This is a genomic window from Nitrospiraceae bacterium, from assembly GCA_035623075.1.
Lineage (GTDB): Bacteria > Nitrospirota > Nitrospiria > Nitrospirales > Nitrospiraceae > DASPUC01.
In genome coordinates this window covers 39,857-66,376 of record DASPUC010000030.1, presented here as the reverse complement: position 1 = coordinate 66,376, position 26,520 = coordinate 39,857, and the positions used below count along the sequence as shown (strand labels likewise).

27 protein-coding genes are annotated in these 26,520 nt (G+C 55.1%); 3 read left to right on the top strand and 24 right to left on the bottom strand.

Annotation, left to right across the window (positions count from 1 at the left end):
* The 3 genes from VEI50_10975 to VEI50_10965 all read right to left on the bottom strand — a co-directional run.
* The coding region (locus VEI50_10975; GenBank protein HXX75642.1) for a hypothetical protein at positions 1 to 312 on the bottom strand (312 nt) is incomplete at its 3' end.
* A gap of 40 nt (positions 313 to 352) precedes the next feature.
* Positions 353 to 487, bottom strand: a complete 135-nt coding sequence (locus VEI50_10970) for a hypothetical protein (GenBank protein ID HXX75641.1) — start codon at positions 485 to 487, stop codon at positions 353 to 355.
* Positions 488 to 563: 76 nt separating this feature from the next.
* A complete protein-coding gene (locus VEI50_10965; GenBank protein HXX75640.1) occupies positions 564 to 1,475 on the bottom strand; it encodes an IS1595 family transposase in 912 nt (303 codons plus the stop codon).
* Positions 1,476 to 1,672: 197 nt separating this feature from the next.
* Between VEI50_10965 and VEI50_10960 the strand changes: the two genes are divergently transcribed.
* Positions 1,673 to 1,879, top strand: a complete 207-nt coding sequence (locus tag VEI50_10960; GenBank protein HXX75639.1) for a hypothetical protein — start codon at positions 1,673 to 1,675, stop codon at positions 1,877 to 1,879.
* 168 nt (positions 1,880 to 2,047) lie between these two features.
* Here the strand turns inward: VEI50_10960 and VEI50_10955 are convergent, their stop codons facing one another.
* A complete protein-coding gene (locus VEI50_10955; protein HXX75638.1) occupies positions 2,048 to 2,665 on the bottom strand; it encodes an NAD(P)H-dependent oxidoreductase in 618 nt (205 codons plus the stop codon).
* A gap of 79 nt (positions 2,666 to 2,744) precedes the next feature.
* A complete protein-coding gene (locus VEI50_10950) occupies positions 2,745 to 2,930 on the bottom strand; it encodes a hypothetical protein (GenBank protein ID HXX75637.1) in 186 nt (61 codons plus the stop codon).
* 115 nt (positions 2,931 to 3,045) lie between these two features.
* On the opposite strand from VEI50_10950, the gene VEI50_10945 reads away from it, so the two are divergent.
* Positions 3,046 to 3,513, top strand: a complete 468-nt coding sequence (locus VEI50_10945; GenBank protein ID HXX75636.1) for a DUF192 domain-containing protein — start codon at positions 3,046 to 3,048, stop codon at positions 3,511 to 3,513.
* Positions 3,514 to 3,523: 10 nt separating this feature from the next.
* On the opposite strand, the gene VEI50_10940 is transcribed toward VEI50_10945, so the two are convergent.
* The 6 genes from VEI50_10940 to VEI50_10915 all read right to left on the bottom strand — a co-directional run bounded on the left by VEI50_10940 (position 3,524) and on the right by VEI50_10915 (position 12,253).
* A complete protein-coding gene (locus VEI50_10940; protein HXX75635.1) occupies positions 3,524 to 5,704 on the bottom strand; it encodes a bifunctional (p)ppGpp synthetase/guanosine-3',5'-bis(diphosphate) 3'-pyrophosphohydrolase in 2,181 nt (726 codons plus the stop codon).
* Positions 5,705 to 5,707: 3 nt separating this feature from the next.
* Entirely contained in the window at positions 5,708 to 7,405 is a 1,698-nt protein-coding gene (gene recJ / locus VEI50_10935) for a single-stranded-DNA-specific exonuclease RecJ (protein HXX75634.1), read from the bottom strand.
* A gap of 187 nt (positions 7,406 to 7,592) precedes the next feature.
* Positions 7,593 to 7,790 carry a ubiquitin-like protein Pup gene (locus VEI50_10930; GenBank protein ID HXX75633.1) on the bottom strand — a complete coding sequence of 66 codons (198 nt, stop codon included), beginning with the start codon at positions 7,788 to 7,790 and terminating at the stop codon, positions 7,593 to 7,595.
* A gap of 183 nt (positions 7,791 to 7,973) precedes the next feature.
* Positions 7,974 to 10,031, bottom strand: coding sequence for a sodium-translocating pyrophosphatase (locus VEI50_10925; GenBank protein HXX75632.1), 2,058 nt, complete (start codon positions 10,029 to 10,031; stop codon positions 7,974 to 7,976).
* Between the two features lie 413 nt (positions 10,032 to 10,444).
* Positions 10,445 to 10,975: a prepilin-type N-terminal cleavage/methylation domain-containing protein gene (locus VEI50_10920; GenBank protein ID HXX75631.1), complete on the bottom strand. Its 531-nt coding sequence runs from the start codon at positions 10,973 to 10,975 to the stop codon at positions 10,445 to 10,447.
* Positions 10,976 to 11,647: 672 nt separating this feature from the next.
* The gene (locus VEI50_10915) at positions 11,648 to 12,253 is read right to left on the bottom strand and encodes a hypothetical protein (GenBank protein ID HXX75630.1); all 606 of its coding nucleotides are present in this window, start codon (positions 12,251 to 12,253) and stop codon (positions 11,648 to 11,650) included.
* A gap of 193 nt (positions 12,254 to 12,446) precedes the next feature.
* Here VEI50_10915 and VEI50_10910 point away from each other — a divergent pair, with 193 nt between their 5' ends.
* Positions 12,447 to 12,701 carry a hypothetical protein gene (locus tag VEI50_10910; GenBank protein ID HXX75629.1) on the top strand — a complete coding sequence of 85 codons (255 nt, stop codon included), beginning with the start codon at positions 12,447 to 12,449 and terminating at the stop codon, positions 12,699 to 12,701.
* A gap of 108 nt (positions 12,702 to 12,809) precedes the next feature.
* Here VEI50_10910 and VEI50_10905 read toward each other — a convergent pair whose 3' ends face one another.
* From VEI50_10905 to VEI50_10845, 13 genes are all read right to left on the bottom strand, one after another.
* Positions 12,810 to 14,054, bottom strand: a complete 1,245-nt coding sequence (locus VEI50_10905; protein ID HXX75628.1) for a multiheme c-type cytochrome — start codon at positions 14,052 to 14,054, stop codon at positions 12,810 to 12,812.
* Positions 14,055 to 14,076: 22 nt separating this feature from the next.
* The gene (locus VEI50_10900) at positions 14,077 to 15,372 is read right to left on the bottom strand and encodes a multiheme c-type cytochrome (protein ID HXX75627.1); all 1,296 of its coding nucleotides are present in this window, start codon (positions 15,370 to 15,372) and stop codon (positions 14,077 to 14,079) included.
* A 9-nt stretch (positions 15,373 to 15,381) separates the two neighbouring features.
* A complete protein-coding gene (locus tag VEI50_10895; protein ID HXX75626.1) occupies positions 15,382 to 15,801 on the bottom strand; it encodes a PDZ domain-containing protein in 420 nt (139 codons plus the stop codon).
* Between the two features lie 101 nt (positions 15,802 to 15,902).
* Entirely contained in the window at positions 15,903 to 16,733 is an 831-nt protein-coding gene (locus tag VEI50_10890) for an ethylbenzene dehydrogenase-related protein (GenBank protein ID HXX75625.1), read from the bottom strand.
* A 92-nt stretch (positions 16,734 to 16,825) separates the two neighbouring features.
* Positions 16,826 to 18,079 carry a hypothetical protein gene (locus VEI50_10885; GenBank protein ID HXX75624.1) on the bottom strand — a complete coding sequence of 418 codons (1,254 nt, stop codon included), beginning with the start codon at positions 18,077 to 18,079 and terminating at the stop codon, positions 16,826 to 16,828.
* 30 nt (positions 18,080 to 18,109) lie between these two features.
* Entirely contained in the window at positions 18,110 to 18,391 is a 282-nt protein-coding gene (tatA, locus tag VEI50_10880) for a twin-arginine translocase TatA/TatE family subunit (GenBank protein HXX75623.1), read from the bottom strand.
* Positions 18,392 to 18,413: 22 nt separating this feature from the next.
* Positions 18,414 to 19,223, bottom strand: coding sequence for a tetratricopeptide repeat protein (locus tag VEI50_10875; protein HXX75622.1), 810 nt, complete (start codon positions 19,221 to 19,223; stop codon positions 18,414 to 18,416).
* Positions 19,224 to 19,250: 27 nt separating this feature from the next.
* Positions 19,251 to 20,372, bottom strand: a complete 1,122-nt coding sequence (locus tag VEI50_10870) for a hypothetical protein (GenBank protein HXX75621.1) — start codon at positions 20,370 to 20,372, stop codon at positions 19,251 to 19,253.
* Positions 20,373 to 20,440: 68 nt separating this feature from the next.
* Positions 20,441 to 22,222, bottom strand: coding sequence for a radical SAM protein (locus VEI50_10865; protein HXX75620.1), 1,782 nt, complete (start codon positions 22,220 to 22,222; stop codon positions 20,441 to 20,443).
* Positions 22,223 to 22,512: 290 nt separating this feature from the next.
* Entirely contained in the window at positions 22,513 to 23,463 is a 951-nt protein-coding gene (locus VEI50_10860; GenBank protein ID HXX75619.1) for an ethylbenzene dehydrogenase-related protein, read from the bottom strand.
* Between the two features lie 94 nt (positions 23,464 to 23,557).
* Positions 23,558 to 24,526, bottom strand: coding sequence for a molecular chaperone TorD family protein (locus VEI50_10855; GenBank protein ID HXX75618.1), 969 nt, complete (start codon positions 24,524 to 24,526; stop codon positions 23,558 to 23,560).
* Between the two features lie 220 nt (positions 24,527 to 24,746).
* Complete coding sequence (locus VEI50_10850; protein HXX75617.1) at positions 24,747 to 25,346, bottom strand: 4Fe-4S dicluster domain-containing protein; 600 nt, start codon at positions 25,344 to 25,346, stop codon at positions 24,747 to 24,749.
* Positions 25,347 to 25,491: 145 nt separating this feature from the next.
* Entirely contained in the window at positions 25,492 to 26,490 is a 999-nt protein-coding gene (locus VEI50_10845) for a hypothetical protein (GenBank protein ID HXX75616.1), read from the bottom strand.
* Positions 26,491 to 26,520: the final 30 nt, after the last annotated feature.

Here is a 26,520-nt window from a genome sequence, read left to right as displayed (position 1 = left end):
CTCTAATCTCGCAATCGCTGCTTCTTTTTCTGAGGCAGCGGCTTTTTCGTTTGCGCTAGCAGATTGGGCCTCGGCTGACGCAATTTTTTCCGCAGATTCGATTTTAAAACGCTGTAACGCCTCATCCTTTAGGGCATCTACCCTCGAATTGAAGTACCATGAGAAATATCCGGCAATGGCAGCAAAAACGGTAAGTGCTACAACGGCAATACCGAAGAAATCTGCCCAGAATGAGACTGAAGATAGGGTCATTCCACCGCTCTGGTTCGTATTAGTGGCTTCTGCATTAGTACTTCTGTCTGGTATTGGCATAATTAGAATTATCGTGAAAGATCATAAGCGTAAGCGTGATCTATGACTTCGCAGACTTCTTTCTACTTTTCATTTTCAGGCGCTTCTTCTTTGGTTTTGGATTTGCCTTGAGGAGTGTATCGAGCACCTGCTCAAAACTTAGCGGAAAGAGCGAAATCGGTTTCGCTTTCGGCATGGGACCTCCAGTGGCAGACTTAGCTGCACATTCTTGGGATCGTACTTCATCTGAACACGCTGTACCGGTGGCGTGTTCAGCATTCTGCTATCACATCGGCAAAGATGTTGGGATTTTTCCGATTGTTATGCCGATACTGAAATTCCGCCAGATACAGCGGCAAATAGTCTTTCGAGACGTTGTGAAACGTGCCCATCACGCCACGCTTCAAGAGGCTCCAGAAGCTATCCAGATTCGCCGTATGAATGTTCCCGCGCACGTATTCGCCTTTTGTATGATGGACTACACCGTGAGGAAATGTTCGGCCCAATCGTGCATAGCCAGGATGCTCATCGGTGGAAATCAGATCGACCTTATCGGATACGACCTGGCGCACAAAGTTCGACAGCGTCAGCCGATCAGTATTCTCGATAATCTGCGCGACGACATTGCCCTTTCTGGCAATGGCACCAATGACGGCCACTTTGCCAGAAGGCCCTCGCCCTCCTTCATACTTTTTGAATCCCTTCCCCACCCCCTTACCGTGCCGATTCTTGGCTTTCCCGCCAATGAAGGTTTCGTCGACTTCGACTTCGCCCATCAATTTGCCAAACCCACCATCCTTCATGGCCGCTCGAATCCGATGGCACATATACCACGCTGTGCGATAGGCACCGCTCCCAATAATCCGCTGAATCTGCAACGCACTCATGCCTTTCTTGCTAGTGAGCATCAAGTAAATCACTTGAAACCACGTTTTGAGTGGATAATTCGTGTTCTCAAAAATGGTTTTCGTAATCACCGAGAAGCGATACCCGTTCCGTCCGCCGCAGTTCTTCGCCTTACAGATCCAGTGAAATGGGCGTGCTTTCAAGGCGTAGACCTTCTCATTCTGGCAGCGCGGACACGTCACACCATTTGGCCAACGGCGATCCTGCAAAAACTGCTTGCAAGCCGCTTCGTCCTTAAACTGGGTCATCAATTGAGCGAGTGTTGGATTCGGTTTCATAAGGCCTCCCTGATGTTGAGGCCATCTTACCTGAATCCAGAATGGGTGTCAAGTGGGGCATAATCGCCAAAATTATCCCCTTGACACCACCAACAACACAGGGTATATTGGAAGAAGTTGATAACGGTTATCATAATCGTTTGCGTCTTAACCGCATCTGAACCGAGACCCGACATCGCTGAGAAGGAGTACAACGAATGTATCTCTGCCTCTGCAAGGGAATCACAGAATCTGAAGTCAGGGAAGCAGGACGGGCAGGAATTGTCATGGCCTGTCAGCTCAAGGCGCAGTTCGGCCTGAAGGAAGCCGGCTGCTGCGGCCGTTGCTCAAAGAACATTCATGAGTTTGTGGAAATTGCGACGAGTGAACATCGCACCCCTTCTGTGAACACCGTGCGAAGCTAATCTCGCCCCTACTTCATTCACCACACCTCTTATTCCCTTCGCTCGATTTCTCCTCTGTCGTCCCGCATTACCTGACGGAATACACCTTGGCGAGTTGGAGCCCGACAGAGGTCGTTACTGTTTTGTCGGGAGCACCAAGGCCGCAAAACGCCGATAAGACGGAGATGGTTATTTGATTGAACCGCGCTTAACGATGCTCGCGACTTCTGCCACGCGCCGCCCGAGAGCTTGTGCATCGGCCAATTCCTTATTATCAATGCCCGGACTGTCGCCTTCCGTCGTGGCAGATGCACCGAAAGCCCCGCCGCCGCCGACGACGATCATCTGATTGCCGAGCATCGCGGCCAGGATCGTCAACATCGTGACTTCTTTTCCACTCGACCCTTGACCGCCTGTCGCAAAGGCCGCCCCGACCTTGTTTTTCATCTTAAATTCAGGATAGACACCGAATTTGAACTGCCAATTGTCGAAGAACGTTTTCACCTCTCCCGACATGTTCGACCAATAGACCGGTGACCCCACGATGATGGCGTCGGCGGAAAAAAGCTCATCTGCCGTGATCAGTCCGACTCGATTCAGCACGACGTCAGTCCCGACCACACTCTTGGCCCCTTCCACCACAGCTTCGGCCATCCGTTCCGTATTTCCTGTTAAAGAATGGTATACGACGAGAACCTTAATCGCCGGCTGACCCTCATCAGCCCATGCGGGCCAGACATAGATAACCCCCATCACCAGCAGCAGCACAATCGCGCATCGACCGCTCCTGATGTTTTTGCGATTCATATGTACCTAGATGGCGAAATACCCAGCGCGGCTCTGGATTGGAATTGACAGGAGGAAACTCTTGAAACACTGAAACAATCTATCGCCGAATCGTTTCTTCCTCCATGTGTTCTTCGACCGATACTTCCGTTAGGGTTCCGCGATAGTCGCACAGGTGACAACGAATGCGCCATTCCTCAATCCACTTTTCTTGGACATACGATTGACGGCACTTGGGGCAGACGAAGACTCCCTTTTTGTACAGCACCCGACGTTTCTCTTGCATGGAGAACCTCCCTAAAAATCAGGCCGAGAATGGCACAGGGCCCGCTGCGATTGCAAGCCGCGTCCGCCTGGAAGCAGATCTTGACTCTCTGTTCAACGACCGATAGGATTTCGCCGTGCAGCCACGACGATTGAGCGTCTTTCTCCTCGTCCTCGCCTTGTTCGACCCTTTAGGCACACAAGCCGGCACTGATTCATCTACGAAGGGCTTGATTCCTATTACGCTCCCCGGAGGCGGTCTGATTCACGCTGAAATTGCTGATACTGCGCGGAAACGTGCGGAAGGATTAATGTACCGCGACCACCTCGACAAGAATCGAGGCATGCTGTTTACGTTTGACCAGGCCCAACCCTGGACCTTTTGGATGAAGAATACGAAAATCCCTCTCGACATCATTTGGATGAATGAAAAAAAGCAAATCGTCCATATTGAGGCGAACGTCCCGATTTGTACGCGAAGCGATGACGGGTGCCGCCAGTATCAACCCAACGAACCGGCCTTATATGTTTTGGAACTCGGTGGAGGGATGGCAGAACACTTCAAGCTTCAGAAGGGTGCCACGCTCAGATTTCGCGTGCCCTAGCCACGTCTCACTACGGTCGCTCTTGCCAGGCTCGAATTCGTCGCGCCGTAATGACACCGTCGACACGCTCCACGGCCTTCAACACCTGCTCGAGATGGTGGGTATCGGACACTTCCACGATAAAATCCAAGACCGCTTTGCGATCCTCTCGCGTGGTAATTTCAGCCCGGCTGATGTTGGCATGGCATTCAGCAATTGCTGACGACACATTAGCCAACACTCCCGTTTTGTCGACCGCCATCACAGACACTTTCACGGCATGAGTGCTGGGCGTTGAGGCATCCCACTCAACCTCCACAAGTCGATCACGATCATAATCCAACGCCTCCAGATTGGGACAATCAACCGTATGGATGGTGAGCCCGCGGCCACGCGTGATGTATCCCAGGATGCGGTCGCCAGGAACCGGATTACAGCAGCGAGACAGTTGCATCAACAGATCCCGCGCGCCCTTGACCTTGACCCCTTTCTCATCGGCTTTGCCGGCAACCCGTTTGGGAACGGCTGGCCGTTCCGGCCCCGTCTTCGCTTCGCCTGTTTCCAGTCCTTTCAGTTTTTCAATAACCTGAGCCGTCGCCACCCGACCGAACCCTACTGCAGCCGTCAATTCATCGATCGTCTCAAACCCGGATTCACGAGCCGCATCGAGTAATTCGTCGGACTTCAACATTTGGGCCGGCGCCATCCCATGACGGCGGAATTCGGACTCCAACAGCCGGCGACCGATCTCGATACTTCGCTTTTGTTCTTCGATTTTGATCCAGTGTTTGATTTTGGTCTTGGCTCTTGAGGTGCGGACAAATTTCAGCCAATCCTTGTGAGGCGTTTGAGTCGCGGAGGTGAGGATTTCGACCGTATCGCCACTGGTCAATTGATGCTTGAGCGGGACGATTTTCCCGTTTACCTTGGCTCCAACGCAATGATCACCCACTTCAGTATGGATCGCGTAGGCAAAATCGACGGGAGTTGACCCTTTTGGCAGCTCTTTGACAATACCTTTTGGCGTAAACACGTACACCACGTCGTGAAAGAGATCGAGTTTCACTGAATCCATGAACTGGCGGTTGTCCGGCAAATCTTGATGCCATTCGACGAACTGATGGAGCCAGCCAAAGGCTTTGCTGTCCCGATCCCCGACACGTCCCTGCTCTTTATACTTCCAATGCGCGGCGATTCCGTACTCTGCGACACGATGCATGTCTTCCGTCCGGATTTGAAATTCGACATGCTCGCCTTTCGGCCCTACCACTGTCGTGTGGAGCGATTGATAGAGGTTTGACTTTGGAATCGCGATATAGTCTTTGAAACGTCCTGGGACCGGTCTCCACAAGGAATGGATCACCCCAAGCAAGGCGTAGCAATTCATCTTTGTGTCCGTCACGATCCGCAAGGCAGTCAGATCGTACACCTCCTCGAACGTGATCGATTGCTTGTTCATCTTCTGGTAGATGCCATAGAGATGCTTCGGCCTGCCATAGACTTCCCCCGGTAATCCGTTTTCCTGCATGGCCTTGTTGACCAGCTGGATGACTTCTTGGATGTACTGTTGCCGATCTTCATCCCGTTTGGCGACTCGCACGCGCAGGGTTTCGTACACGTCTGGTTTCAGATGCTTCAAACACAGATCTTCCAACTCGTTCTTAATCCACCCAATCCCGAGCCGGTTCGCCAGTGGCGCATAGATCTCCAAGGTTTCCTGTGCGATCTCCTGTCGCTTGACTTTGCTTAGATGCTCGAGTGTGCGCATGTTATGCAGCCGGTCTGCCAGCTTGATGAGGACGACTCGGATATCGTCCGCCATCGAGAGGACCATTTTGCGAAAATTTTCGGCTTGCTTCTCTTCGTAATTGCGGAAGGTAATCTTGCCGATCTTGGTGACCCCGTCGACAAGATGGACCACATCCTTGCCGAACTCCTTCTCAAGCTCGTCCGGAGTCGCAAGGGTATCTTCGAGTGTATCGTGGAGAAGCCCGGCTACGATCGCGGTGACATCGGTCTTCAACGATGTGAGGACACCGGCTACCGCGATGGGATGCTGTAGGTAGGGTTCGCCGGATCGACGGCGCTGACCTTCGTGGGCCTTGGCGGAAAATTCATAGGCTCGGCGGACTAGACCGAGGTCGGCCTCCGCATGATAACTTTTCACCCGATCCAGCAGCTGGTCGAGATCCATGACAGTTTCGTAGGGCATACATCACTCTACCACGCTCGGCCGGACATCGCGGATGCGGAGCTGAATCCGGTCATAGCCGTTCCAACGGTTGAGTTCCGGTGTAAACGCCAGATCAACCGGGGCGCGGGACGAGATGCCTCGTTCTCCCAGAGACTTCATGCCGAATCCGATGCTGTCGAACGGGAGCGATCCGCCCTGCCGTACCGTCATTTTGAGATGCTTCTCAGCGACGGTGCGCGCGTCCATCACTTCAAGCCGAATCACGGCAAAGGTCGGCTCTGGATTCCCGGCACCGAACGGATGAAGGGCGCCGATCTCCTGCATCAATCGCAGATTCACCTCGTCCAGGCGCAGCTCCGCATCGACATCCAGCGTCGGAATCGTGGTCGCATCGCTTGTCCGTCCCGCGACCACGTCACAGAAGCGTGCGCGAAACTCATCGAGATGGGATTCACGCACCGTGACACCGGCTGCACTCGGATGGCCGCCAAACGCCTCCACGACATCCCGACAGGCAGCCAATCCTTTGTAGAGGTCGAACTCACCGATCGTGCGAGCCGATCCCTTCCCGATCCCCTGCTCGTTCACGGCCATGACAATCGCGGGGCGCTGGAACCGTTCGACCAGACGTGAGGCGACAATCCCGACCACACCTAGATGCCATCGACGCGACGCCACCACGATCGCCGGCATCAACTCCTGGTTTTTCAACACTGTCAAGGCTTCGGCCATGATATCGGCCTCAATCTGTTGCCGTTCCCGATTGAGTCGTTCGAGCTTATCCGCCAAGCACTGCGCTTCAGATGGTGATTCAGTGGTCAGCAACCGTACCCCTAACATTGCATCATCCAACCGCCCGGCGGCGTTAATGCGCGGCGCGAGCTTGAAAGCGATGGTCTCCGCCGTGCAATCACGTGTCACCCCAGCCACCTGCTTCAATGCCCGTACACCGCAGCGGGCTCCTCTCGTCAATTGGGCGAGGCCCTCCCGAACGAACCCTCGATTCTCATCCTGCAACGGGACGACATCCGCAATAGTGGCCAACGCGACAAGGTCAAGCAATGACTCCAACAGCACGCCGGCTTGGCCGTAGCGCCGCTGATACGCCTGCGCCACCTTATACGCCAGCGCGGCGGAGCACAGGCCTCGAAACGGATAGCGCGCATCGCCGCGATGCGGATTGAGGACTGCCATGGCCGACGGCAATTGCTCGTCGGATTGATGGTGATCGGTGATGATCACATCCATACCCAATTGGCCAGCCAACCCCACTTCTCGATGGGCAGTCGTCCCGCAATCCGACGTCACCAACAGCGTAATCCCCTCATCACGCAGCCGTTGAATCGCACCGGCATTGAGTCCATACCCTTCACGGAGACGATGCGGAACATAGGCACGGACGTTGGCTCCCAACCCGCCGAAGAACGACAGATAGACACTGGTGGCCGTAATCCCATCGACATCATAGTCGCCGTAAAAACAGACCGGCTCGTAGGTCGTAACCGCTCGATGGAGCCGCTCGACGGCTGGCTCCATGTCAGGAATGAGCAACGGATCGTGCGGCAGCCGATGAGAGAGCCACTCGGTCGCCTGGTCCGGCGTGGTCACACCGCGCGCGAGAAGCAATGACGCGGTTGCGGGAGCGATCGAGAGGGCACGGACCAAATTCGCCCGCTGAGATGGATCGATATCGCGGAAGACCCAGAGCTTGGGCTTCATCTTGACCTCACGAAGGGGCCTGAGGCTCGAAGCAACGTAACTGTCTGAGAATTAAGGGGATACTATAAGTTCGCTCGGGCTTTGTCAAACCAGCGGCTATGGAGATAAAGGACTGCGTGGATGCGAAGCGAAACCACTCGGAGGTTGCGAGAAAAGAAGAAGGGGAAGAGGACCGTCCGATCGACGGTTACTCTCCCCCTTTTTGGACGTAGTTCTTGACGAATTCTTCCGCGTTCTTTTCGAGGACGTCGTCGATTTCGTCGACGAGTTTATCGATGTCTTCCTTGATTTTCTTGCCGGCCTCGACGACTTTGGGATTAGCCTTGACGTCGTCTTTCGACTGCGGCTCTCGCCTGGGTTCCTGCTTGCGTTCTTGTTTCTCCATCCGAGCACCTCCCGTGGATCTGGGAACTCTCGTGGATCAGCCAACCACCTGATCCCGTACGATCACCATACCCCACGGTTCTTTCAGCCGTCAAGCCAAGGGTGAAAAACGCGAACTGTCTCTCACGAAACGTTTCTCGAAGACCATACAACCGAATCATGCTTGAACGAGAGGCACGCTGCGCTATCTCACGATCAGCGACACGATGAGCAGCGCGACGATATTAATGACTTTAATCATCGGATTGACCGCCGGCCCGGCGGTGTCCTTGTAGGGATCACCCACTGTGTCGCCAGTCACTGCGGCCTTGTGCGTCTCGCTACCTTTTTTCCCCTGCTCTTCGATGAATTTTTTCGCGTTGTCCCATGCACCGCCGCCGCTTGTCATTGAGATCGCGACGAACAGTCCAGTGACGATGCTGCCCACAAGCATGCCACCGAGCGCCTGGGGCCCAAGAATAACGCCGACGAGGATCGGAGATAAAACCGGAATCAACCCGGGGACCATCATCTTCTTGATGGCCGCTTGCGTGACGATGTCTACGCAGGTTCCATACTCCGGCTTTCCCGTCCCTTCCATGATGCCTTTGATCGTCCTAAACTGCCGCCGCACTTCTTCGACAATCAAACCACCAGCCTGCCCGACAGCCTTCATACAAAGCGCGCCAAACAAGAACGGCAGCATGCCCCCAAGGAACAGCCCCACGATCACTCGCGGGTCGGATAAGTCAAATGCCGCTGATCCCGAACCATGCGCGGACACCTCTCGCGCGTACTCCGCGAAGAGCACAATCGCCGCCAAACCAGCCGACCCGATCGCATACCCTTTTGTTACCGCCTTTGTCGTATTGCCGACTGCATCCAACGGGTCTGTAATATTCCGCACTTCTTTGCCCAGGTGCGACATTTCAGCGATTCCACCGGCATTGTCTGTGATCGGACCATAGGCATCGATCGCCACGACGATCCCAGCCATCGACAGCATCGACACGGCAGCTACGGCGACACCATACAGGCCGCCTGAGGCCGCGCCTCCGCAAATCCAGTAGCTTCCCAGAATCGCGGCGGCAATCACGACCACCGGAGCTGATGTCGCCTGCATCCCCACCGCAAGGCCTGCAATGATGTTGGTCGCATGACCAGTCTCGCTAGCCTTGGCAATATCCTTCACCGGCGCGTAGTTCTTGGACGTGTAGTAATCGGTAATAAATACCAAGGCCAAGGTCACAACTAAACCAAGCAGTGCGGCAATGTAATAGCTCACGCCGCTCACGCCCCCGACACCGTCCATGATTTTTGTCGTAATCGGGAAGAAGGCCACGGCCGCGAGACCGCCAGCCACAAAAAGCCCCTTGTACAGTGCCGGCATAATCTCACCGCCCGGGCTCACCTTCACGAACAGAATGCCAATGATTGTCGCAAAGATGGTCACCGCACCCAGAGCCAGGGGATAGAGAACCGGTGAGCTCTGACCTTTGAACAGAGTAAAGGCGAGCACCATCGCCGCGACCGTCGTGACGGCGTAAGTTTCAAAGAGGTCCGCCGCCATTCCGGCGCAGTCACCAACGTTGTCGCCCACGTTGTCCGCGATGACTGCCGGATTCCGTGGATCGTCTTCTGGAATCCCCGCTTCCACTTTACCGACCAGGTCGGCGCCCACGTCCGCCGCTTTGGTGTAGATGCCGCCGCCGACACGGGCAAACACAGAGATCAAGCTGCCGCCGAACCCGAGGCTCAACAATGCATGGATTGCTTTTTCTTGCCCTGCGAATTGAGCCGCGATCATATAGAAGCTGGTGATGGCCAGCAATCCCAGGCCGATAAGCAAGAGGCCGGTCACCGCCCCTCCGCGAAAGGCCACGGTGAGCGCGGCGTTCAGCCCATCATGCGCTGCTTGCGCAGTTCGCACATTCGCGCGAACCGCGATGATCATACCGACATAACCGGCGATCGCCGAGGCACCGGCACCGACGAGGAATCCGACCGCCGTCAGCATACCGAATTTGTCAGAGAAGGCGCCTGCCCCCCACAGGATCACGAACAAAACGGCCGCCACGATGCCGACGGTTTTGTATTGACGATTCATGTAGGCGCTAGCCCCCTCCTGAATCGCCTTGGAAATTTCCTGCATTTTCGCGTTGCCGGCGTCGAGCTTGAACACCCACATGGCCAAGTACAGGCCATAGGCAATGCCGGCCACGGCTGCTATCAATGCAAACGTCACAATCGCTGAGTCGCTCACGAGAGTCTCCTCCTACAGGTTGAGGGGCTTTTTATATCGCACAGTTCGCCTTGGTTTCCCTCATTAAAGTACATTAATCAAGAGGGAAAACCGCAGGGTGGTGCTGATTCAGCAGAAGCTAACTAGCCGAAAAGTCTGGTCATTCTATACAGCTACGTGCGGAGGTGCAACACAAAATCGAGAGGGACTCCTGATCAACCTCATGCGCGGGGAGGCTCACTCACGGCCTCTGAGGACCCGAGGTGGATCGGTCTATCGTGCCCTGGGTGAATGTGCGATGCTATGACACGGATTCAGATAGGAAAGTTACAAGGTGGAGTAGAGCACAGTGGCCCGAGCTTTGACGACGGAGGGGGGAGGGATTTGAAACCCTGATGCTGCCGACCGCCAGATTACTACGCGCTGAGGATCATTTAGCCAGTCACATCATTGATCTGGTTGACGAGCTGCTTAATGTCATTCAGGCTCCATTTATCGACCGTCGGATCGCCGTCGATGTTCCCATTGGCCGTCGCGGTGAACGAACCGGCGACACCAGCAGCCGGTACCACAGCACCGCTTGCAGGCCCGACCGCCTGTTCCGGCTGAATTGTTCCCCCAACCGTCGACGAGCCTGCAAGGCTGGCGAACATATCTAGGCCTTGGGCATCTGTTGAGGCAGCTGTTCCTGTGACATTCGGGCTTCGGTACGTGTAACGGTTGCTGTCGGAGGCCACGTTAAAACCGATCGTGGCAAAGTTCGAGTAGAAGTTGTTCTCCCCGAACCACGCCGTCTCCGACACGAACACCCCGCCCAGGTTGGTCCTAGCTTCAGCCTGGCGGGACCGGGCCTGGTAGGCCAAGAAGTTCGGGACGGCAATGGCCGCCAAAATCCCGATGATCGCGACCACGATCATCAATTCAATCAGGGTAAACCCCTTTTGTGCCTTCAACTGCTTACTCATTACTCTGCCACCCTTATTGGTGCCTCTCTGACAGTCCGTGGTTTGTTCTGTTGTCCGCTCTATAAACCCTGAGACACGTGCATAGATTACGACCTTAATAAATATGGGGGCATGTATCAGCACCTTCGATGCCAGGAAGACTTGTCCAGAGCCATCGCTCAAAACAAACGCTAAATCAACGCGTTCGGAAAAATCAACCCATCATTATCCCTCATTTCCCACCGCGCTCATACCGTATTCTGCTTAGAAATGCCAAAAATTGGCATCTCCACTGAGAGGTAGGTTCTCACAATTTTCTCGGTATTAAAGAGCGGGGTTTTTCTCCGGTCGCAATGCAAGGTCCCGTACAGCCTTGATAGATACGCTGGACAATTCTTCAGGGTACCGAGCGTATTGAGTGCGAAACCTAGAGGTTCATGGGGTTCCAGGTTGAGTACCTGTTGCTTAGTCCAAGAAATCTGAAGAAGGAGTCTTGGTGTCCGCGAATTGCAGATTCGCGGCTTTCAATCGCTGGTCAAGCCTTTTTCAGTTTGGAATGTTCAATTACCCTCCGGATCTATCACTATGGATTCGGGACATTTCAAGCGGTTCCTAGTCACGATCTAACGGCTCACAAGGAACTGATTTTGAATTAGCCAGTTCGATAAGCCAGATTTTTAGGGTTCAGCAACCTCACTTTAAGTTTTCCGCAAGTAGATCAATCTGTGAAATCCACCCTTTGATCTTTGCAGGGTCAGTATTGCCGCGCAGAATTTCTTTTCCAATCTGTAACTCATTTCCCATGGCTCTAATTCGACTCATCTCGTTCATTATTTGGTCAATAGCCTGCCGTACGGTCTGATTCTTCAACCACTTTCTTAACCGCTCCTCCTCAGGCGTATAAAAAATCAGTTGGGAATCCATTTCAGAGACTTGAACTCGGGGCCATTCTTCTGCAGTGGACCCGCCAAGGCGCTGCCACCAAGGCGCCCGATCACCATTAGAGATACTAAACGTAAATTGCGTGATGACCTTGCATACGAAAAGCAACTGGTCCGGACCATCACTGCCTTGTCCTGGTACGGGACGATACGTCACATAGTAATCACGGCCGTTATGGCGAAGGGAGCATACATAGTTTATGAGAAAGGACGGATCGCGATAGCATTTCCCCCCGTAATCACTTGCTAATTGCTGGAGACATTGAAAACGTCTGCGTTGTTCGACCCAGAGCCCGCCGAAGATACGAGCCGCTACAACAACGAGCAAAGATGTTATCAGTATCTCAGTCTGTGTCATTGATAGCAGAACATACTTCTAGGGTTTGTTGTTGACCTACTCTTCTCACATAACGGTCGGCCTGATATTACGCGGAGTTGCGCGATGAGTTCTAGATGGGTTATTGAACCTGGCCCATCCGGCCTCAGAGGAAAGCCGGTTTACGCCAATAATCGACTTTGCTATAGTGCGCGGCGACTCAGAGAGCCGCGAGATGGGCTTAGAACCGAACTATATTATTATTGATGGACAGACCTTCAGCAAAGCGAAGCTGGCGTTGGACAATCACGTGTATAAAAGCTGTCAGATCGACGACTGTGATATTTACTACAGCGGTGGGCAATACGAACTCATCGACACTCACATCACAAATTCCCGTCTCATCCTGAATCATCCAGCCAAGGGCATCTACTCCGCCCTCCAAATCTTTAAGATGAAGTCTCCGGGATCACGCATCATTTTTGAGTGACCCGCGGGCGAGTGGCATGAGGCTAGTGGTGAGAGGGATAGGATCTTCGCGCGAGACTCCCCGCTCCGGGCCTCTCGCCCCTTGCCCCTAGCCTCTTGCTTGTAACTGTTATTTAATCGGAATGTTCTCGGTATATTTGACGATAGTAATCGGTTGGAACACGGGGTCCTGTGACCCCTTAGGCGATTCAGCTTCGACGCGCTGGAGGAACGCCGCAGGTCCACTGATAGCAGCATAGTTGAGCGAGATCTCCACATCGAAGCTCTTCGTGTCCTTGGGCGTCGGGAAAGTGAAGGTTTCGACGCGCGTTTCTTCCGGCTTCAGGACCGTATCCTCCACCACCTTCACCGCCTCGAAATCGAAGTTCGTCTTCTGGCCCTTGGCATCCTGATAGACCCGTCCGTAGACGCGCTTGTCGGTAAAGACGGTCTTGAGGTTCTTGCCTTTGATATCGAGATCCAACACCACACTGGCCCAGGCCGGATGAGTCGTGGGCAAATTGTGCGGAACCAGGCTTTGAACCTTGACGGTCAGCGTCGTCTTGTCGCCGTCGATCTTTGTTTGGACGTCTAGCTTGGCCGCTTCCTGCCGCAACTTGCCGATGCGGCCGGGAAAGGTATGGTTGGCGACTTTGCGCTTGCTCTCGCCGTTCGCCGACTCCCCGATCTGCTCCGGCATGTGGCACGATTGGCATTCCTTGCCCGACTTCACCGCTTTACTCTGGTCCCAATTACCCAGGAGATCGTTGGTCTTTCCCAGATTCGCCGCACTCGGCACTGATTGATGACAGTTCAGACAGAGATCCGATTTGCGGAACAGATCCAGATCCATCGATTGATGTGCCAGGTTCTGCACGAAATCCTTATACGGCCCATAGAGCACCTTGCTCCCGACGTCGTATTTTGGTTCCGGCGGGTGTTTGGCGCGATCGACCTGTTTGATCAAATGGCACTGCGCGCAAGCCACTCCATCGATCGCCGGCTCGCCGGATTTGACTTGATCGAGAAAAAGCTTGGCATGATCGGGAAACTCGCGGACATGCGGCGCGTGGCAGCGAAAACAGAGGGCGTTGTCCTTCCCTCCAGAAAACTGGACATATTCATCGAGGGCCGTACGGAAGGCCGGGGAATGAATCGAGCGGGAGAGGGGCGACGTTTCCCACTCCTCGAACACCCGCTCGTGACACCGCTTGCACTTGCTCGAATTGGGAAAGGCCTTCTCGACGGTCGCCTGAGACTTGGCCGGTTCTTGTGCAAAAAGACCGGTCGAAACCAGATGTCCACCGACCAGCAGAGACAGCACGATGGCGGTTCCTACCGCAACTCTCACACGTCGAGATTGACTGACGATCACGCCGCTTCTCCTTACGTTGCCGCTACAAGGTTTTGGCTCGATAGGTCAGCACACGCGGTTGGGTATAGTCGTCGAGAATGTTCTTTGCCGCATCCCGTTCTTTGTCGTTCGCCAGTGTCGCCAGATACTTGTCGCGCAATGCAGCATCCGGCGTTGGGATCAAGGCATAACTCAGGACAGCCTCGACCGTCGCCGCCGTGGCCCCGGCAGGGATTGCTTGTGAGAACGGGACCTTTCTTGTATTTCCGCCTTTGATGAACGGATCGGGAATCGGCCCGCGCAGAATCTTGTCGTAGGGCAGTCCAAATTGCTTCGTCTCCTGACTCAAGACCTTGCCTTGAGCGTCTTTGACCGTGATCGTGAGGAAGAATTGCTTCAAGACCGGATCACCGTCCGGAAAACTGTGGGGCAGGCTTCCCACTTTGACCAAGGCCTTGCCTTCGACACCCGAGGCGGATTTGGTCGCATCGATGTCGACACGCGGCATCCATTCCGCCTGAAGATTTCTGTTCTTGAGCAGAATGCCGGGAATCACGACGCCACGGAACCAATGCCGGCCGATGGATCGCGTCATCGCGCCGCGTTTGGACGTCGAACTGCCGGTCGACGGCTCCATGTGGCAATCCTGGCAGATCGTACCTTGCAGAATTTCTCCCGGAATATCCTTCTGCGTCACGTCCTTGACCTTATCGAAATGACAGGAGGCGCAGTAGTTTGCGCCGCGGAAGAGGTCGGATTGCGTGGCCGGGTGGACGAGATTCTCTTCCGGATCTTTGTACGGGCCGTAGATCATCTTCCCTGGCTCAATTTTGAACGTTGGAGGAGGACTCGGCGCCGACTCAACTTGCTTGATCAAATGGCAGGAGGCGCAGCCGATCCCTTCGATCTTTGGTTTTCCAGCTAACACCTGCCCGACAATTTTTTCAGCATGCTGCGGAAATACCGTCGTGGAAGGCACGTGGCAGGACAGGCAGCGACGCCGCTCCTCGGCGGTCGGATTCGTCTGCATCCAGACACCCAGGACGGTGCGGAATACCGGAGACTCCAGCGAGGTGCCGTGCAGCAGCGCGGCATCGACCCGACCGAACGTCTTCAGATCGGGCGTCTGCTCCCGCATGCCCTTCCATTCTTCATAGTGCCGGTCATGACACTGTTTGCAGTCTTCCGACCGAATGAAGACTTTTTCGATCTCTGCTATCCAGTCGGCCGGTGCCTGACCGTCAGCCTTCTGCGCAATCGCGGACCCATGGTACAGGCCATTGACGGCTACCACGATGGCGAGAAAAAGTCCGACGGCTAAGCGGTGTCTGATGCGCATGGATCGTTCCTAATCCCGCTTACACCCGACGAAGTGAAAGTTGACACCCCACCCGACCGGATCGCCCGGATCGGCGGGCTCGTAGGTCCCGAGTGTAAAGTTACATTCCTTCATCGCCACCTTGATCGATCGCCCGAAGTCGATCATGTTCTTGATTTCTTTCTTATCGATTTCCTTAATGACCGATCGCACCTTAATCCCCGCATAATCGGCTCGAGAATTACCAATTACCTCAAATACCGCGACGCCCTGAGGTCGCTGCAGCTTTAACTCCTTCTGGATCTCTTCATCGACTTCCCCCACGATGACCCCGAATTCTTCGCCCAGTCGAGTCGCCTCTTCGACCGTCATGGGTTCCTGGTCGGCCGCCCATCCGTCAGCGGGCACACCTCCTCCCACCATCATAATAAGTGAAAGGCCAACGCACATAAAAAAAGCCCTCCTGTGGCGAAGGGCTTGCTGTCGTCGATCCGTCAAACCGATCTCTCCTCCAATGCCGGCGAGTACTTTTTTACATCACACCAAGAAACCTACAGTTTCGCAACCGGATCGATCACCAGCTGAAACCACGGCGCCACGGCCTTCTGCCCGTTCCGCTCCTTGTTCTCCCCATTCCAGACTGCAAACGACACCGTTTGGATTCGGCCGGGAATCAACTTGGCTTCGTTTTCCTGCTCGTCGCTTGAGAGCGGCCGCCGCATGACGACGTGCCAGACACCGTCCTTCCACGTGGCCTTGCCCTGCACCCGTCCCTGCTTTTCTTTCGTCGTCAGCGTACTGAACCCGCCGCCGATGAGATCCTCCACCGACGAGATCCGGCGAGGGATGACTTCGAACGTGCGTACTTCGCCACTTTTCTTTTCTCCGGCTCGAGCCGCCCGTCGATCGATGTCGCTCTGCCAGTCCGCCTTCCAATGCCAAATGTTGATGTAGTGATCAAGTTGGCCCATGCAAAAGAACGCCGGCGCATCGCCGAGTGGAAGTCCGATCGCGACCCCGTCTCGAAAGGTCCCGGGCGTCAGACGGTCGTTCTTTGTATTGTCTTGCCATTCCAGCAGAAACGCGATCTCGGTGCCGTTGTGCAACGACCGCACGGTCAGGGCACGGGCGGTCGGTTCCGGCCAGACCGGCCTCGTGATGACCTGACCGCTCAACGGAAGGGTCATCGGTGGCACCTTGGACCAGGCCGCATCTTCTGGGGTTGTCGGCAACTCCCCGTCAACGAGCTGCGACCGGATGATCATACCCTCTGAACTTACCAAAGGAATACCGAGGCCTCCCAACACACCTGCCACACTCAGAAGGGAGAGAAAGAAGAGCCAGAGGGGACGAGAACGGTTAGCCGTCGTCATGCGCACCATGCAGGGCCCTCGGATGACCAGTGCCTATGTCGCGAGAGGTTCCGCCTATCACACACGAGGCGCGAGACCGAACGGGACAACCGCCGGCGACGCTACCAGAGCTTCACGCGACGAATTTTATTTTCACCCCGTTCGCAGACAAAGAGATGTCCTTGAGAGTCCAGGGCGAGCCCGACCGGAGAGTTCACCACCGCCTCGACGCCGAGCAGGCCATCACCATGTTTCAGCGTACCGGCGGATTCTTTCGCCACAAATCGGGCGGCTCCGCAGCCACCCATGTTCTTGTCTTCATAGCCGCTGTCGCCATTACCAGCGACCGTGGTGATGACACCGGTCTTGGCATCGACCCGCCGGACACGGTGGTTCATCGTATCGGAGATATACATGTTATCCTGGGGGTCGAATACGACGGCTTCTGGCGCATGGAGCATCGCCTTCGTGGCCGGCTTGTTGTCGCCGTCAAAGCCGTACCGGCAGACGCCTGCAACGGTCGAAATGATCCCGCTTGGGATGTCGATCTTGCGGACTCGATTGCTGCCTTTGTCGACGACGTAGACATCGCCTTTGCTGTTGACGGCAATCCCCACAATGTCATAGAGCCTCGCCTCCGAAGCCGACTTGCCGTCGTCCAGATACATCGAGAGGTCCAGCCCATCTGAGCAGACCGGCATCAGCCAGCCGTGGTCGTCGGTGAAATCGATTCCGATCGCATCACCGGACAGAACAACGAGGTTCCTGGCCACAAGCGGCTGTTCGCGGGCATCATCCTCCGCCGTCCACGCGCCGGCAATCGTCGTGACCAGACCCGTCCGCGGATCGAACCGACGAACCCGGTGTGCCTGGGTGTCGGCGATGTACATCACGTCGTTGCTGTCGAAGGCGATGGCGGCCGGCCACGTCAGGTTGATCTCGAGTGCGGGACCGTCCCCATTGAACCCATGTTGCCCGGTTCCCACTACGGTGGTGATGATGCCGGTCTCGCGGTCAATTTTACGGATTCGATTGCTGCCGGAGTCACAGACGTAGAGATCGTTGCGGGAGTCGAACACGAGATCGAGCGGAAGGTACAGGCCCGCTTCTCCGCAGGGACCGTCGTCCCCGCTATAGCAGGTCTCGCCGATGCCGGCGAAATTGTGCAGTGTGCCTTCCTGGAGATCGATGCGTCGGATGCGGTCGGATCCGGACTCGGCAAAATAGAGCCATCGCTCCTCTTTGTCGAGCGCGGCGTGATGCGGCAAGGGAATCCCCGCCTTGACGGCGCGTTTACCGTCTCCGGTGCTGCGGGCCTTCCCGTTGCCCGCGAAAGTTTCGATGTACCCCGTCGCGAGTTGAACGTCTGTTTCCATACCTTCCGATCCTCGCTTGTGGCCCGGAACCTATCCTCGCGAGGCCGGTTGGGCGGTCGCGGCATGCTGCTCGACAACAGGAGCGGCTGGCGCCGGTGCAGCCGGTATCGCCTGCTGAGGCGTGGCCGCCGTCTGCTGCTGGGCCGCCTGAGCTTCAGCTTCGATCGCATCGGCTTCGTGCACAGACTTCTTGAAGCCCTTAATGGCCTTGCCGATCCCTTCACCCAGTTGCGGCAGCTTGCCCGCTCCGAAAATGATCAACACAATGACAAGAATGAGGATCAACTCTGTGAAACCAAGACTCCCAAACATGGTATACTCCTCCGTCTGTAAATCAAGATGATGCGCTTTCCTTGGCCCGTTTTGCAAATCGATCTTTGAGCCGCTGCCTGGTCTGTTCAGCCTGCTCGAACATCTTGCACTTGTCGTACACGTTGATGAGGTTGTAGTAGGCCAGTGGCTCGTCCGGATTTTGTTCGACGGCGTCTTCCATAACTCGGATGGCGAGATCCGTCTTTTTATGGTTGAGTGCTAAATCCATCAGCTTGAAACTGGCCTCCAGATGCTTCGGGTCCAGTTCCAGCGTGCGGAGATAGCACTGAATCGCCATATCGATAGTGTTGTAGTCCGACACCTGCGGATTATCCAACTCGACATAAACGCCCGCGATGTTGTACCAGGCGATCGGATCGTCCGGTGTGATTTCCACGAGGCGTTCGTAATAGCTCTTGGCCTCCAAGTACTGTTTCTTGTCCGCATGAAGCCGTCCGAGGTTGAACAGGGCAAGCACGTCATGCGGGAAGACTTCAAGCGCATGTTTGAACTCGGCTTGGGCCTCGTCCGCCATGTTCTTCGTAGCGTAGATCGTACCCAAGTTCGAATAGTACATGGCGAGTGAGCGATTCATTTCCGCCCGCAACCCCTCCGCCATCTCGATGGATTTCTTGACTTCGACGAGGGCGTCATCCAGCCTTCCCTTGCTGAAATAGAGTTCTCCGAGCCGGCAGCGCGCTTGAAAATCGTCCGGTTCGGCCGCCAGCATCTTTTCGAGTTCGGCGATTTCTTCATCCGGCGCCAGCGGCATATCGCCGGGATCGACTGCTGCAGGGCTCGGTTCGTGAGGAGTCGAGGCTGGTTCGTTCATACGTGATCCTATTCCAAGACGGTTACATTATACATGTCCGCTCACCAGTGTGTCGGGAGTCCCCATCATCGACGCGCTCGAGGCTGGTGCGGATTCCACCGACTCTCGTTTGACGCGATCCATCGTCAAGAGCATGACGCCCAGAATGACCATGAGCGTCAAGTTTGAATACAACAGTGCATAGCCTGCGATAAACATCAGACCGATCCCGTACCCGGCCAGACGGCCCATGGTCAGCAGCTTGATCACTGTATAGGACCAACAAATCAACCCGGCCATATAGAATGCAAACGGCAAGTAGAAGGTGTACCCCATCCCGAATTGAAAAATCCACCCGATGCCTCTTGCGCCGCTTCTGATATTTGCTGCCATCGCTGAATTGTAGTGGTCGAGAAGATAATCCAAAACCAGCATCCCCACGAAGATCGACGCGGCGGTGGTCCAAAACCAGATGGCGCGGTGCCGTTGACGCTGATTGCGCGAGCGAATCGAGACCCCCTGTCCATACGCCCAGAATACGAGCATGCTGGACAGAACCATGAGGGCCTCGCCGGCTCGATGTGCTTCGTAGACCATGGGTGGCGCAGCGACCGTGCCGAGAAAACTATACGCCGTCGAGACAATCTGGTAATACAACCATCCCCCGATCCCGAACAGATACGTGAGCCCCATTGCACGGTGAGACCATTCTTCGTGTGTGGACAGATACTCCGTCATAAGACAAATGAGCGTCACCAATGCGACCAGATTATAGAGAGAGGACCCCAGCATCGTCGGCTGGACGAAGAGAAACCCCACCGTCAACAGAAGCAACAGCGCAATACAGGGAACCGTGATCTTGTCGAATCCGTTCATGCTCCGTCCGACTGATCGGTTGAGAATCGCAACACCCAGGCCGAGAAAGAGCAAAATCGCCACTGCATTCAACAGCCACTGCCCGATCTCTGTGAGCGCCGTAAACGTTGGAACAATCCATCCGTGTTCCGCCGCCAATTTGCTGAGATGCATCCCCAGACGTGACACGAGGCGGTAGAGGACCAATTCCAGGAACGAGATCAGTAGCACCAGCTTGATCGTATATTGGAACAGGAGGGTCTGATCCCCCAATTTTCCAGTCACCCGTTCGCTGGCCGCTGTGAGTGCTGTCACGAGGATCTCCTGCTTATGGGACTAACACATCGTCCCAATCGACGAACACGAGGGGCTACACCGCCCGCTTAGGAACCGGCCGACTGTGCCACAGTCACCGGCTGTGCCTTTGCACGCGCAATGTACAGAAGGCCATCCGCCATCGAATAGTTGAACGGCAACTCGCATACGACCTCACTGATTTTTTCATACACATGCTGGTAGAGCCGTTCAGCCTGATCCGGGGTCATTCCCTCCTGCACCTCGTAAAAGAATCCTAAACTCAAATCTTCCGCGGCGGGCCGCATAATCCGACGAATTCCGTATCCGCCGGGGTCGCTCATAATCGGAGCTTCCTTCTCCAAATCGAACAAGCAGGGCTGACAGGAGAAGCCGTACGACTCGTTGAGCCGCTTGTTCTGCACGATAAAATTCATCGTCTCGAGGGCCTCCTCTTCCTTTTCCGTCGGGAATCCCACGATGATGTAACAATGGACGGCGATGCCGAGATCGACACAGTCGTCCGAAATGCGGCGGACCCACTCTTGTTTGATCCCTTTTTTCATGAAATCCATGATCCGCTGGTTGAACGATTCGAGACCAAAGACAATCTTGAGACATCCGGCATCCCGCATCGAAGCCAGCAGGTCACGCGTCAGATGCTTTTCGAACCGCATCTCGCAGGTCCATTTCACATCAAGCTGCCGCTCGATCATCTGCTGGCACAACCGCTTGGTCGGCGACAGCGCGAAACATTCGTCGGTAAAGAAGAAGAATTGCGCCCCATAACGCTGTTTCAGCCATTCCAACTCTCCGACGGTGCGGGCCGGTTCCTTTTGGCGGAAGTTCTGATGATCCAGGGTGAGCGCGCAAAACGCGCAATCTTTGTAGTAACAGCCGCGTGAGAATTGGACCGGCAGAACCGGCTCCGGAGATAAATAGCGGTTGAGTGGAAAGCCGTCGTAGTTGGGGGCCGGGAGTTGGTTGACGTTCTCCGAATAGAACGGCTGGTTCACGATGATCTTGCCGTTCTGGCGATAGATCAAGTTCGGCACCTTACTGAAGTCTTTCTTCCCGGCCAGTTGATTCACGAGCTCGAGCAGCGCCGTTTCTCCTTCGAAGACGATGATGTCGTCGGTCAAATCAAAGAGATTCTGGCAGCGGCGCAGGTTATCCACGAGCCTGGTGAAAATGCTTCCTCCGATCGTAACATGGACCTCCGGTGCACGTTCCTTGATGAGGCGGCAAAGCGTGAGGCCCGGGATGATCTGGGACGTCGCCGTAATGGACACTCCGATTAAGTCGGGATGGCCTCCGAGGATCGAGGGTAGAAACGACTCACGAAACAGGCTGATATAGGGATTTTGGCTCTCGTCCCGGATCACTGTCATCAGATCCTTGGACGAATAGATGGAATAGGTGCTGAATTGATTGTCGACGACCGTCATGCGGGTGGGAAAGTACAGCGTGGAAATCAGTTCCAGCCATTTATCGATCAGAAACAGACTTTCGCGGTAGGCCTCCATGTCATAGAAACCTTCACCTCGCAGCGTCTCTTTGGCTGGCTCGATCCGATCGATCAAATAGGGGAACCGGTCCAACGACTCCACGATGCGAGCGTGATGCTCCGCACTTCCTGGCCCTGTCTCCCCGGTCCGCTCATGGTCCAGCGCCCGGCGTTTCTCTATCAGCTGTTGATAGAGATCAGCTCCATAGGACCGAGTCAGAACATGATCCAACAATTCGATGCCGAGGTCCCGCTGGGAGACACCCGTGACCCCTGATTGCTTGAGAAATCCGGTCAGAGAGGGAAGGCTGAGGTACGGTTGGGACGGGTGCCAGGTAGGGGGAAAAAGCAGAGACACTTTCATAGGAAATCTCTACCGACCAGTATGAAATATAAGACGAAATTAAGATATAGACCTTCCATGGCTTATACACTCCGGAAGGCGCGAAAATCAACCCTGACCGTCTCGTTGGAGGCTTCAGGGCATCACTTAATCGACAGGGATGCCTCTACCTCCAAAAATAGGTGAAAAAAAAAGAAATCCCCCGGGATCGACCGTCACTCGCGCGACCGCAACCCCAGGGGATTTTCTTAGCTACTGTTGCCCTCGTCCCGAGAGACGAGAGGTGGTTTCGTCAACCACCTGTCTGCTCGTTATAGCTTGAGCGAGAACCAGGTGGAGAGCGCCTTCATCCCATTACGCTCGATGTTGTTACCATCCCATACGGCGAATGCAATTGGTACCGTCATGCCGCCCTTGAGCTGGACGTCGTTAGCATCACCGGTCTCCAGTGATCGCTTGACGACCACGCGCCAGGTTGGGCCGGAATACCCTCCGCCCTTGACGGATCCTGCCGGTTCCCACACGCCGTTCCCGATTACGTCTTGGTGAGCCTGCGTCGTGAGGGTGCTGAAGCCGTTGGCATTCAGGTCCTCGACCGAGCTCACGCGCAACGTCGGGTCAGACATGATATTGCCGGACCAGATTCCGGGATTGAAGGGTCCGAGGCTGCGCCCAATCCGATCCGGATAGGTCACACCGCCCGCAGGCTCTTCAAAGTAATAGTCCCAGAAAATCCCGGGATATTGATCGTCGACGTCCCAAATCCCGGCGCTGTCCTTACCGAGATCCTTCTGCCACTCCGCGTTCCACCGCCAAATGTTGGTGGTCCCGCCGGATTGGCCCATGCATTGGAACGGTGGCGCACCAGAGGTATTGACCGGGAACATGATGGCAACCTGGTCGCGGAAGTCCTGCGGACCAATGGTTGTATCATTCTTGGTCTGGTCATTCCATTCCAGACGCAACCCGACCTCTTTGCCGTTGGTCATCGCCTTCACAAACACCGATTTCACGGAGATGTTCGGATGCATTGGCGTGGTAATCAGCTGGCCGCTGAGCGGCACGATCACGCCCGGGACGCTCTCCCAAACCGGGTTCGCGCCATCCATCGGGATCGGCCCCTTGACGGTCTTCGCCGGAATGGTCACCGGTTGGCTGACGGCCAACGGTACCTGCCCGATCGTCAACATCACGCCGACGATCAACGCAGAGAGAAGAATGCCAAACACCACATGCTTGTTGTGTGTCTGCACTACTCTCATGTGACTATACCCTCCTCTATTAAAAGATTAAACACCAACCAATGTATGACTGCCTGCAAAGAAAAAATCCGCGACACGATAAAGACTCAACCAGCTAGGCGGTTCCGACCGGCCCCCCCTCCTCCTTGTCTTGCTCTTTGTCCTTGTGATCCATGAAATTCTGTGCACCCGTTTCGTTCAGCAACAGACTCAGTTCGTTGCCTTGATCCTGCGCACCGCATTCGTACGTTTGGCCTTCAGGGGCATTGAAGGTGGCAGGCCGATAATCGGCCTCTGAGTAGGGTTGCGCGGTTACGTTTAAAAACGCGGCTTCGAAGTCCATCCAGTCTGAGGTCATGTCCGCCACGATCTTGAACAGGCCTGAATCAGCCTTCTTCACCAGCATCCGGCAGAAGAGCGGCACCCAGCGCCCGATGTGATTCTTGACGAATTTCTTCTGGGCATCGACTACGATCTGGGTTTTCTCTGCGCTGTCATGACAGCGGGAGTAAGATTCTTTATAGGCGAGGAAATGCATGAATTCGAATTCGACACTGAGGTGATCCAGTCGTTCGTGAATGTCTTTCGACAATTCTACGCCGAACGCCTTGTAGAAGCCGGCAATGTCGCCCATGACGTGCGATTGGGCAAACACGTGGTCGTTCCCGAACAGAGTTTCGTAAGGCGGACAGTCGAGCGTGATCACATTGCTGAACACGCGTCGATGTTCGGATTGCAGGTCGGAAAGTTGCCAATTCACACACTCCGAGACGACGAGTTTTTCAATGTGGTCAAAATGCTTCTGCAAGAGCGCAATCTTCTGTTTGGCCCGTTCGCCGCCAAAACCATCGAGTGCAGCCTGCAACGCATCGAGTGCGGCGCGGCCGTCTTCGACGAATTCTCCGCATTGCATGTAATCGAGAAATTCTTCGTCCTCCGGATAGAGGAGGCTCCACGAAAGGAGGAGGTACAACTTGCTGCGACTGAGGGCTCGTTCGACTGCTGGAGAATCTTTGATTGCTGGGGGGTTAGTCATTACAGCGGCTGCGGACTGTGAAGCAGGCACTGGCTGTTTACTCGTCATGAGAATCAGCTCTCCTGTCTGGCGCGCACCACGCCGTTTTTTTCCTCGGCGCTAGCAGTCAGACCACTGCTGAGGTTCGCTATGATAGGTAAAGGCCTGGGGCATGTCAAGCCCGATCTGATCCTCGCTGCCCACAGGAAAAAGCTCTGATTCCCTGGGCTTTCTTTTCGATGTGTCTTGGTCTATATGATCACGGGTTAGCTCAGAATTCATTGGTTTTTCAGGGGTACTTCTGTGGACAAAGACGAGCCGGTGTCACTTTGATGGCGATGTGATCATTCACCGTTTTACAGACTTGCTCACATTGGCCACAGCCCACACAACGTTCAGCCGTTACGACCAGGCGTTGGACGTCAAAATCCATTGAGAGGGCCTGCGTCGGGCACTTGGACGCACAGGCATGACAACCTTGCGCCGCCGTACACAACTGATGCGACACCGTTGCGAGCCCCATCCGAATGTCATCTCGTTCCCCGACCGGCACCAAGGCTTCGGTGGCGCAGGCGGCAATACACGGCGTGTCGTCACAGAGATAGCATGGAACTTGATCCGGAAAAATTACGGGCGTTCCGTCCTGCTGATGGAAGACGATCGAGCCGTGTGGGCAGGCCTTTACGCAGTCGCTGCATTTCGTGCACCGCTCGAGAAACAACGCCTCGTCGACCGCGCCAGGAGGACGCAGCCAATCCGTGCGAAGCGGCGCGGCCGGTTTTTCAGGCGTCTCGTTGCTATGGATGGAAAATTCACGAGCGGCTTTGGCAACAGATAGGACCGAGTCTTTGAAGAAGTCGCGCCGGCCGTATTTCGGATCGGTGGCCACAGTATGAATTGTTATTCTGGGGAGATGGTCAAACTGTCTATGCAGCAAGGCCGCAGCGAGCGAAAGGTCGAGGCGTACTTTTTTCTGTACGTCGAGCCCTTGAGCGATACGAGAACGATGCTGATGGGCGGTTTCACCATCTGCGTTACATCACGCCGTCCGCTCGGAGTTTGTAGACCTCAATGCAGCGGTCACAGGCGCCGAACTCGATATCCCAACCGGGATGATTCTCGCGGATGAAATCCAACACATAGGACTCGACCTTATTGTCCATGTCCTCGACCCAGGAATAGGTGGGAAACCGGCAGAGCGGGCACGGAAATCCCGGCATGAGCATGACCTTGTTGGCCGTGTCCGGAACTTCGCCTCCTTCGACATCCACGGCTCGGTCCATCACACGCAACGTATCCGTGGCCATCTCGATCAACTCTGAATGGGTAAAGAATCCCGTCTGCCAGAGTCCCTCGAAGACGGACTTCAACTGAGGAGCGGGAATTTTCCGATACCAGGAGCGAAATTCTTTGAAGCGATCCTCCTTCGGCAACATGGGTTCTTTACCGGCCGTTACCAGGCGACTGTCCACGCTGATGCTCCAGAGCACCCGATACCGGTGGAGAATCAGTGTCTCTTCACCGGGGTTTTGTCCCACCTTCGTATCAGGATCGTACCCAAACAGCGGATCCAGCATGTCAGAGATATGCATGAGTTCGTGACGGCAATAACGAGTTAGGGCGGGATCGTAGAATCGGCGCGGAATGAGCTTGATGCCGACGCCTTTCAGCCCCTTCTCTTCAAACTGTTTGGCCAGTTCCTGCTCAACCGAGCCCCATTTTCTGAGAATATCCACCCCTTCCTGATCCTCTTTGAGTACGCCTTTGACCAGGACAATCCCGATGCTCTTCCTGAGGACCGGGTACTCGTTGAACGCATCGCGGATAATGTCTGAAAATCCCCAGATCCCGAACAGATACTGGTAGAGCTTCTTAAACTCACTTTCGCGATCGTCGAGGGTGAACTTCTCGTAAATCGGATCGGCCAATTCGTGGAATTCTTTATAATAGGTGGGGTCGCCCTCCCGTTCTGTCTTTTCGACAAACGAGTCGATGACTTCTTGAAGCAACGCGGGTTGAAAGCGAAGTTCCATACTCGTCCTCAATCACTTCCCATAGCGTGG

What these genes read in the sequence shown, in the direction of transcription:
- VEI50_10950 (HXX75637.1), bottom strand. Translation starts at nt 2,930, where the DNA reads ATGCAAGAGAAACGTCGGGTGCTGTACAAAAAGGGAGTCTTCGTCTGC.
- VEI50_10875 (HXX75622.1), bottom strand. Translation starts at nt 19,223, where the DNA reads ATGAACGAACCAGCCTCGACTCCTCACGAACCGAGCCCTGCAGCAGTC.
- VEI50_10890 (HXX75625.1), bottom strand. Translation starts at nt 16,733, where the DNA reads ATGGTGCGCATGACGACGGCTAACCGTTCTCGTCCCCTCTGGCTCTTC.
- tatA (HXX75623.1), bottom strand. Translation starts at nt 18,391, where the DNA reads ATGTTTGGGAGTCTTGGTTTCACAGAGTTGATCCTCATTCTTGTCATT.
- VEI50_10910 (HXX75629.1), top strand. Translation starts at nt 12,447, where the DNA reads ATGGGCTTAGAACCGAACTATATTATTATTGATGGACAGACCTTCAGC.
- VEI50_10970 (HXX75641.1), bottom strand. Translation starts at nt 487, where the DNA reads ATGCCGAAAGCGAAACCGATTTCGCTCTTTCCGCTAAGTTTTGAGCAG.
- VEI50_10915 (HXX75630.1), bottom strand. Translation starts at nt 12,253, where the DNA reads ATGACACAGACTGAGATACTGATAACATCTTTGCTCGTTGTTGTAGCG.
- VEI50_10855 (HXX75618.1), bottom strand. Translation starts at nt 24,526, where the DNA reads ATGACGAGTAAACAGCCAGTGCCTGCTTCACAGTCCGCAGCCGCTGTA.
- VEI50_10885 (HXX75624.1), bottom strand. Translation starts at nt 18,079, where the DNA reads ATGGAAACAGACGTTCAACTCGCGACGGGGTACATCGAAACTTTCGCG.
- VEI50_10965 (HXX75640.1), bottom strand. Translation starts at nt 1,475, where the DNA reads ATGAAACCGAATCCAACACTCGCTCAATTGATGACCCAGTTTAAGGAC.
- VEI50_10940 (HXX75635.1), bottom strand. Translation starts at nt 5,704, where the DNA reads ATGCCCTACGAAACTGTCATGGATCTCGACCAGCTGCTGGATCGGGTG.
- VEI50_10920 (HXX75631.1), bottom strand. Translation starts at nt 10,975, where the DNA reads ATGAGTAAGCAGTTGAAGGCACAAAAGGGGTTTACCCTGATTGAATTG.
- VEI50_10895 (HXX75626.1), bottom strand. Translation starts at nt 15,801, where the DNA reads ATGTGCGTTGGCCTTTCACTTATTATGATGGTGGGAGGAGGTGTGCCC.
- VEI50_10900 (HXX75627.1), bottom strand. Translation starts at nt 15,372, where the DNA reads ATGCGCATCAGACACCGCTTAGCCGTCGGACTTTTTCTCGCCATCGTG.
- recJ (HXX75634.1), bottom strand. Translation starts at nt 7,405, where the DNA reads ATGAAGCCCAAGCTCTGGGTCTTCCGCGATATCGATCCATCTCAGCGG.
- VEI50_10845 (HXX75616.1), bottom strand. Translation starts at nt 26,490, where the DNA reads ATGGAACTTCGCTTTCAACCCGCGTTGCTTCAAGAAGTCATCGACTCG.
- VEI50_10865 (HXX75620.1), bottom strand. Translation starts at nt 22,222, where the DNA reads ATGAAAGTGTCTCTGCTTTTTCCCCCTACCTGGCACCCGTCCCAACCG.
- VEI50_10955 (HXX75638.1), bottom strand. Translation starts at nt 2,665, where the DNA reads ATGAATCGCAAAAACATCAGGAGCGGTCGATGCGCGATTGTGCTGCTG.
- VEI50_10860 (HXX75619.1), bottom strand. Translation starts at nt 23,463, where the DNA reads ATGAGAGTAGTGCAGACACACAACAAGCATGTGGTGTTTGGCATTCTT.
- VEI50_10960 (HXX75639.1), top strand. Translation starts at nt 1,673, where the DNA reads ATGTATCTCTGCCTCTGCAAGGGAATCACAGAATCTGAAGTCAGGGAA.
- VEI50_10930 (HXX75633.1), bottom strand. Translation starts at nt 7,790, where the DNA reads ATGGAGAAACAAGAACGCAAGCAGGAACCCAGGCGAGAGCCGCAGTCG.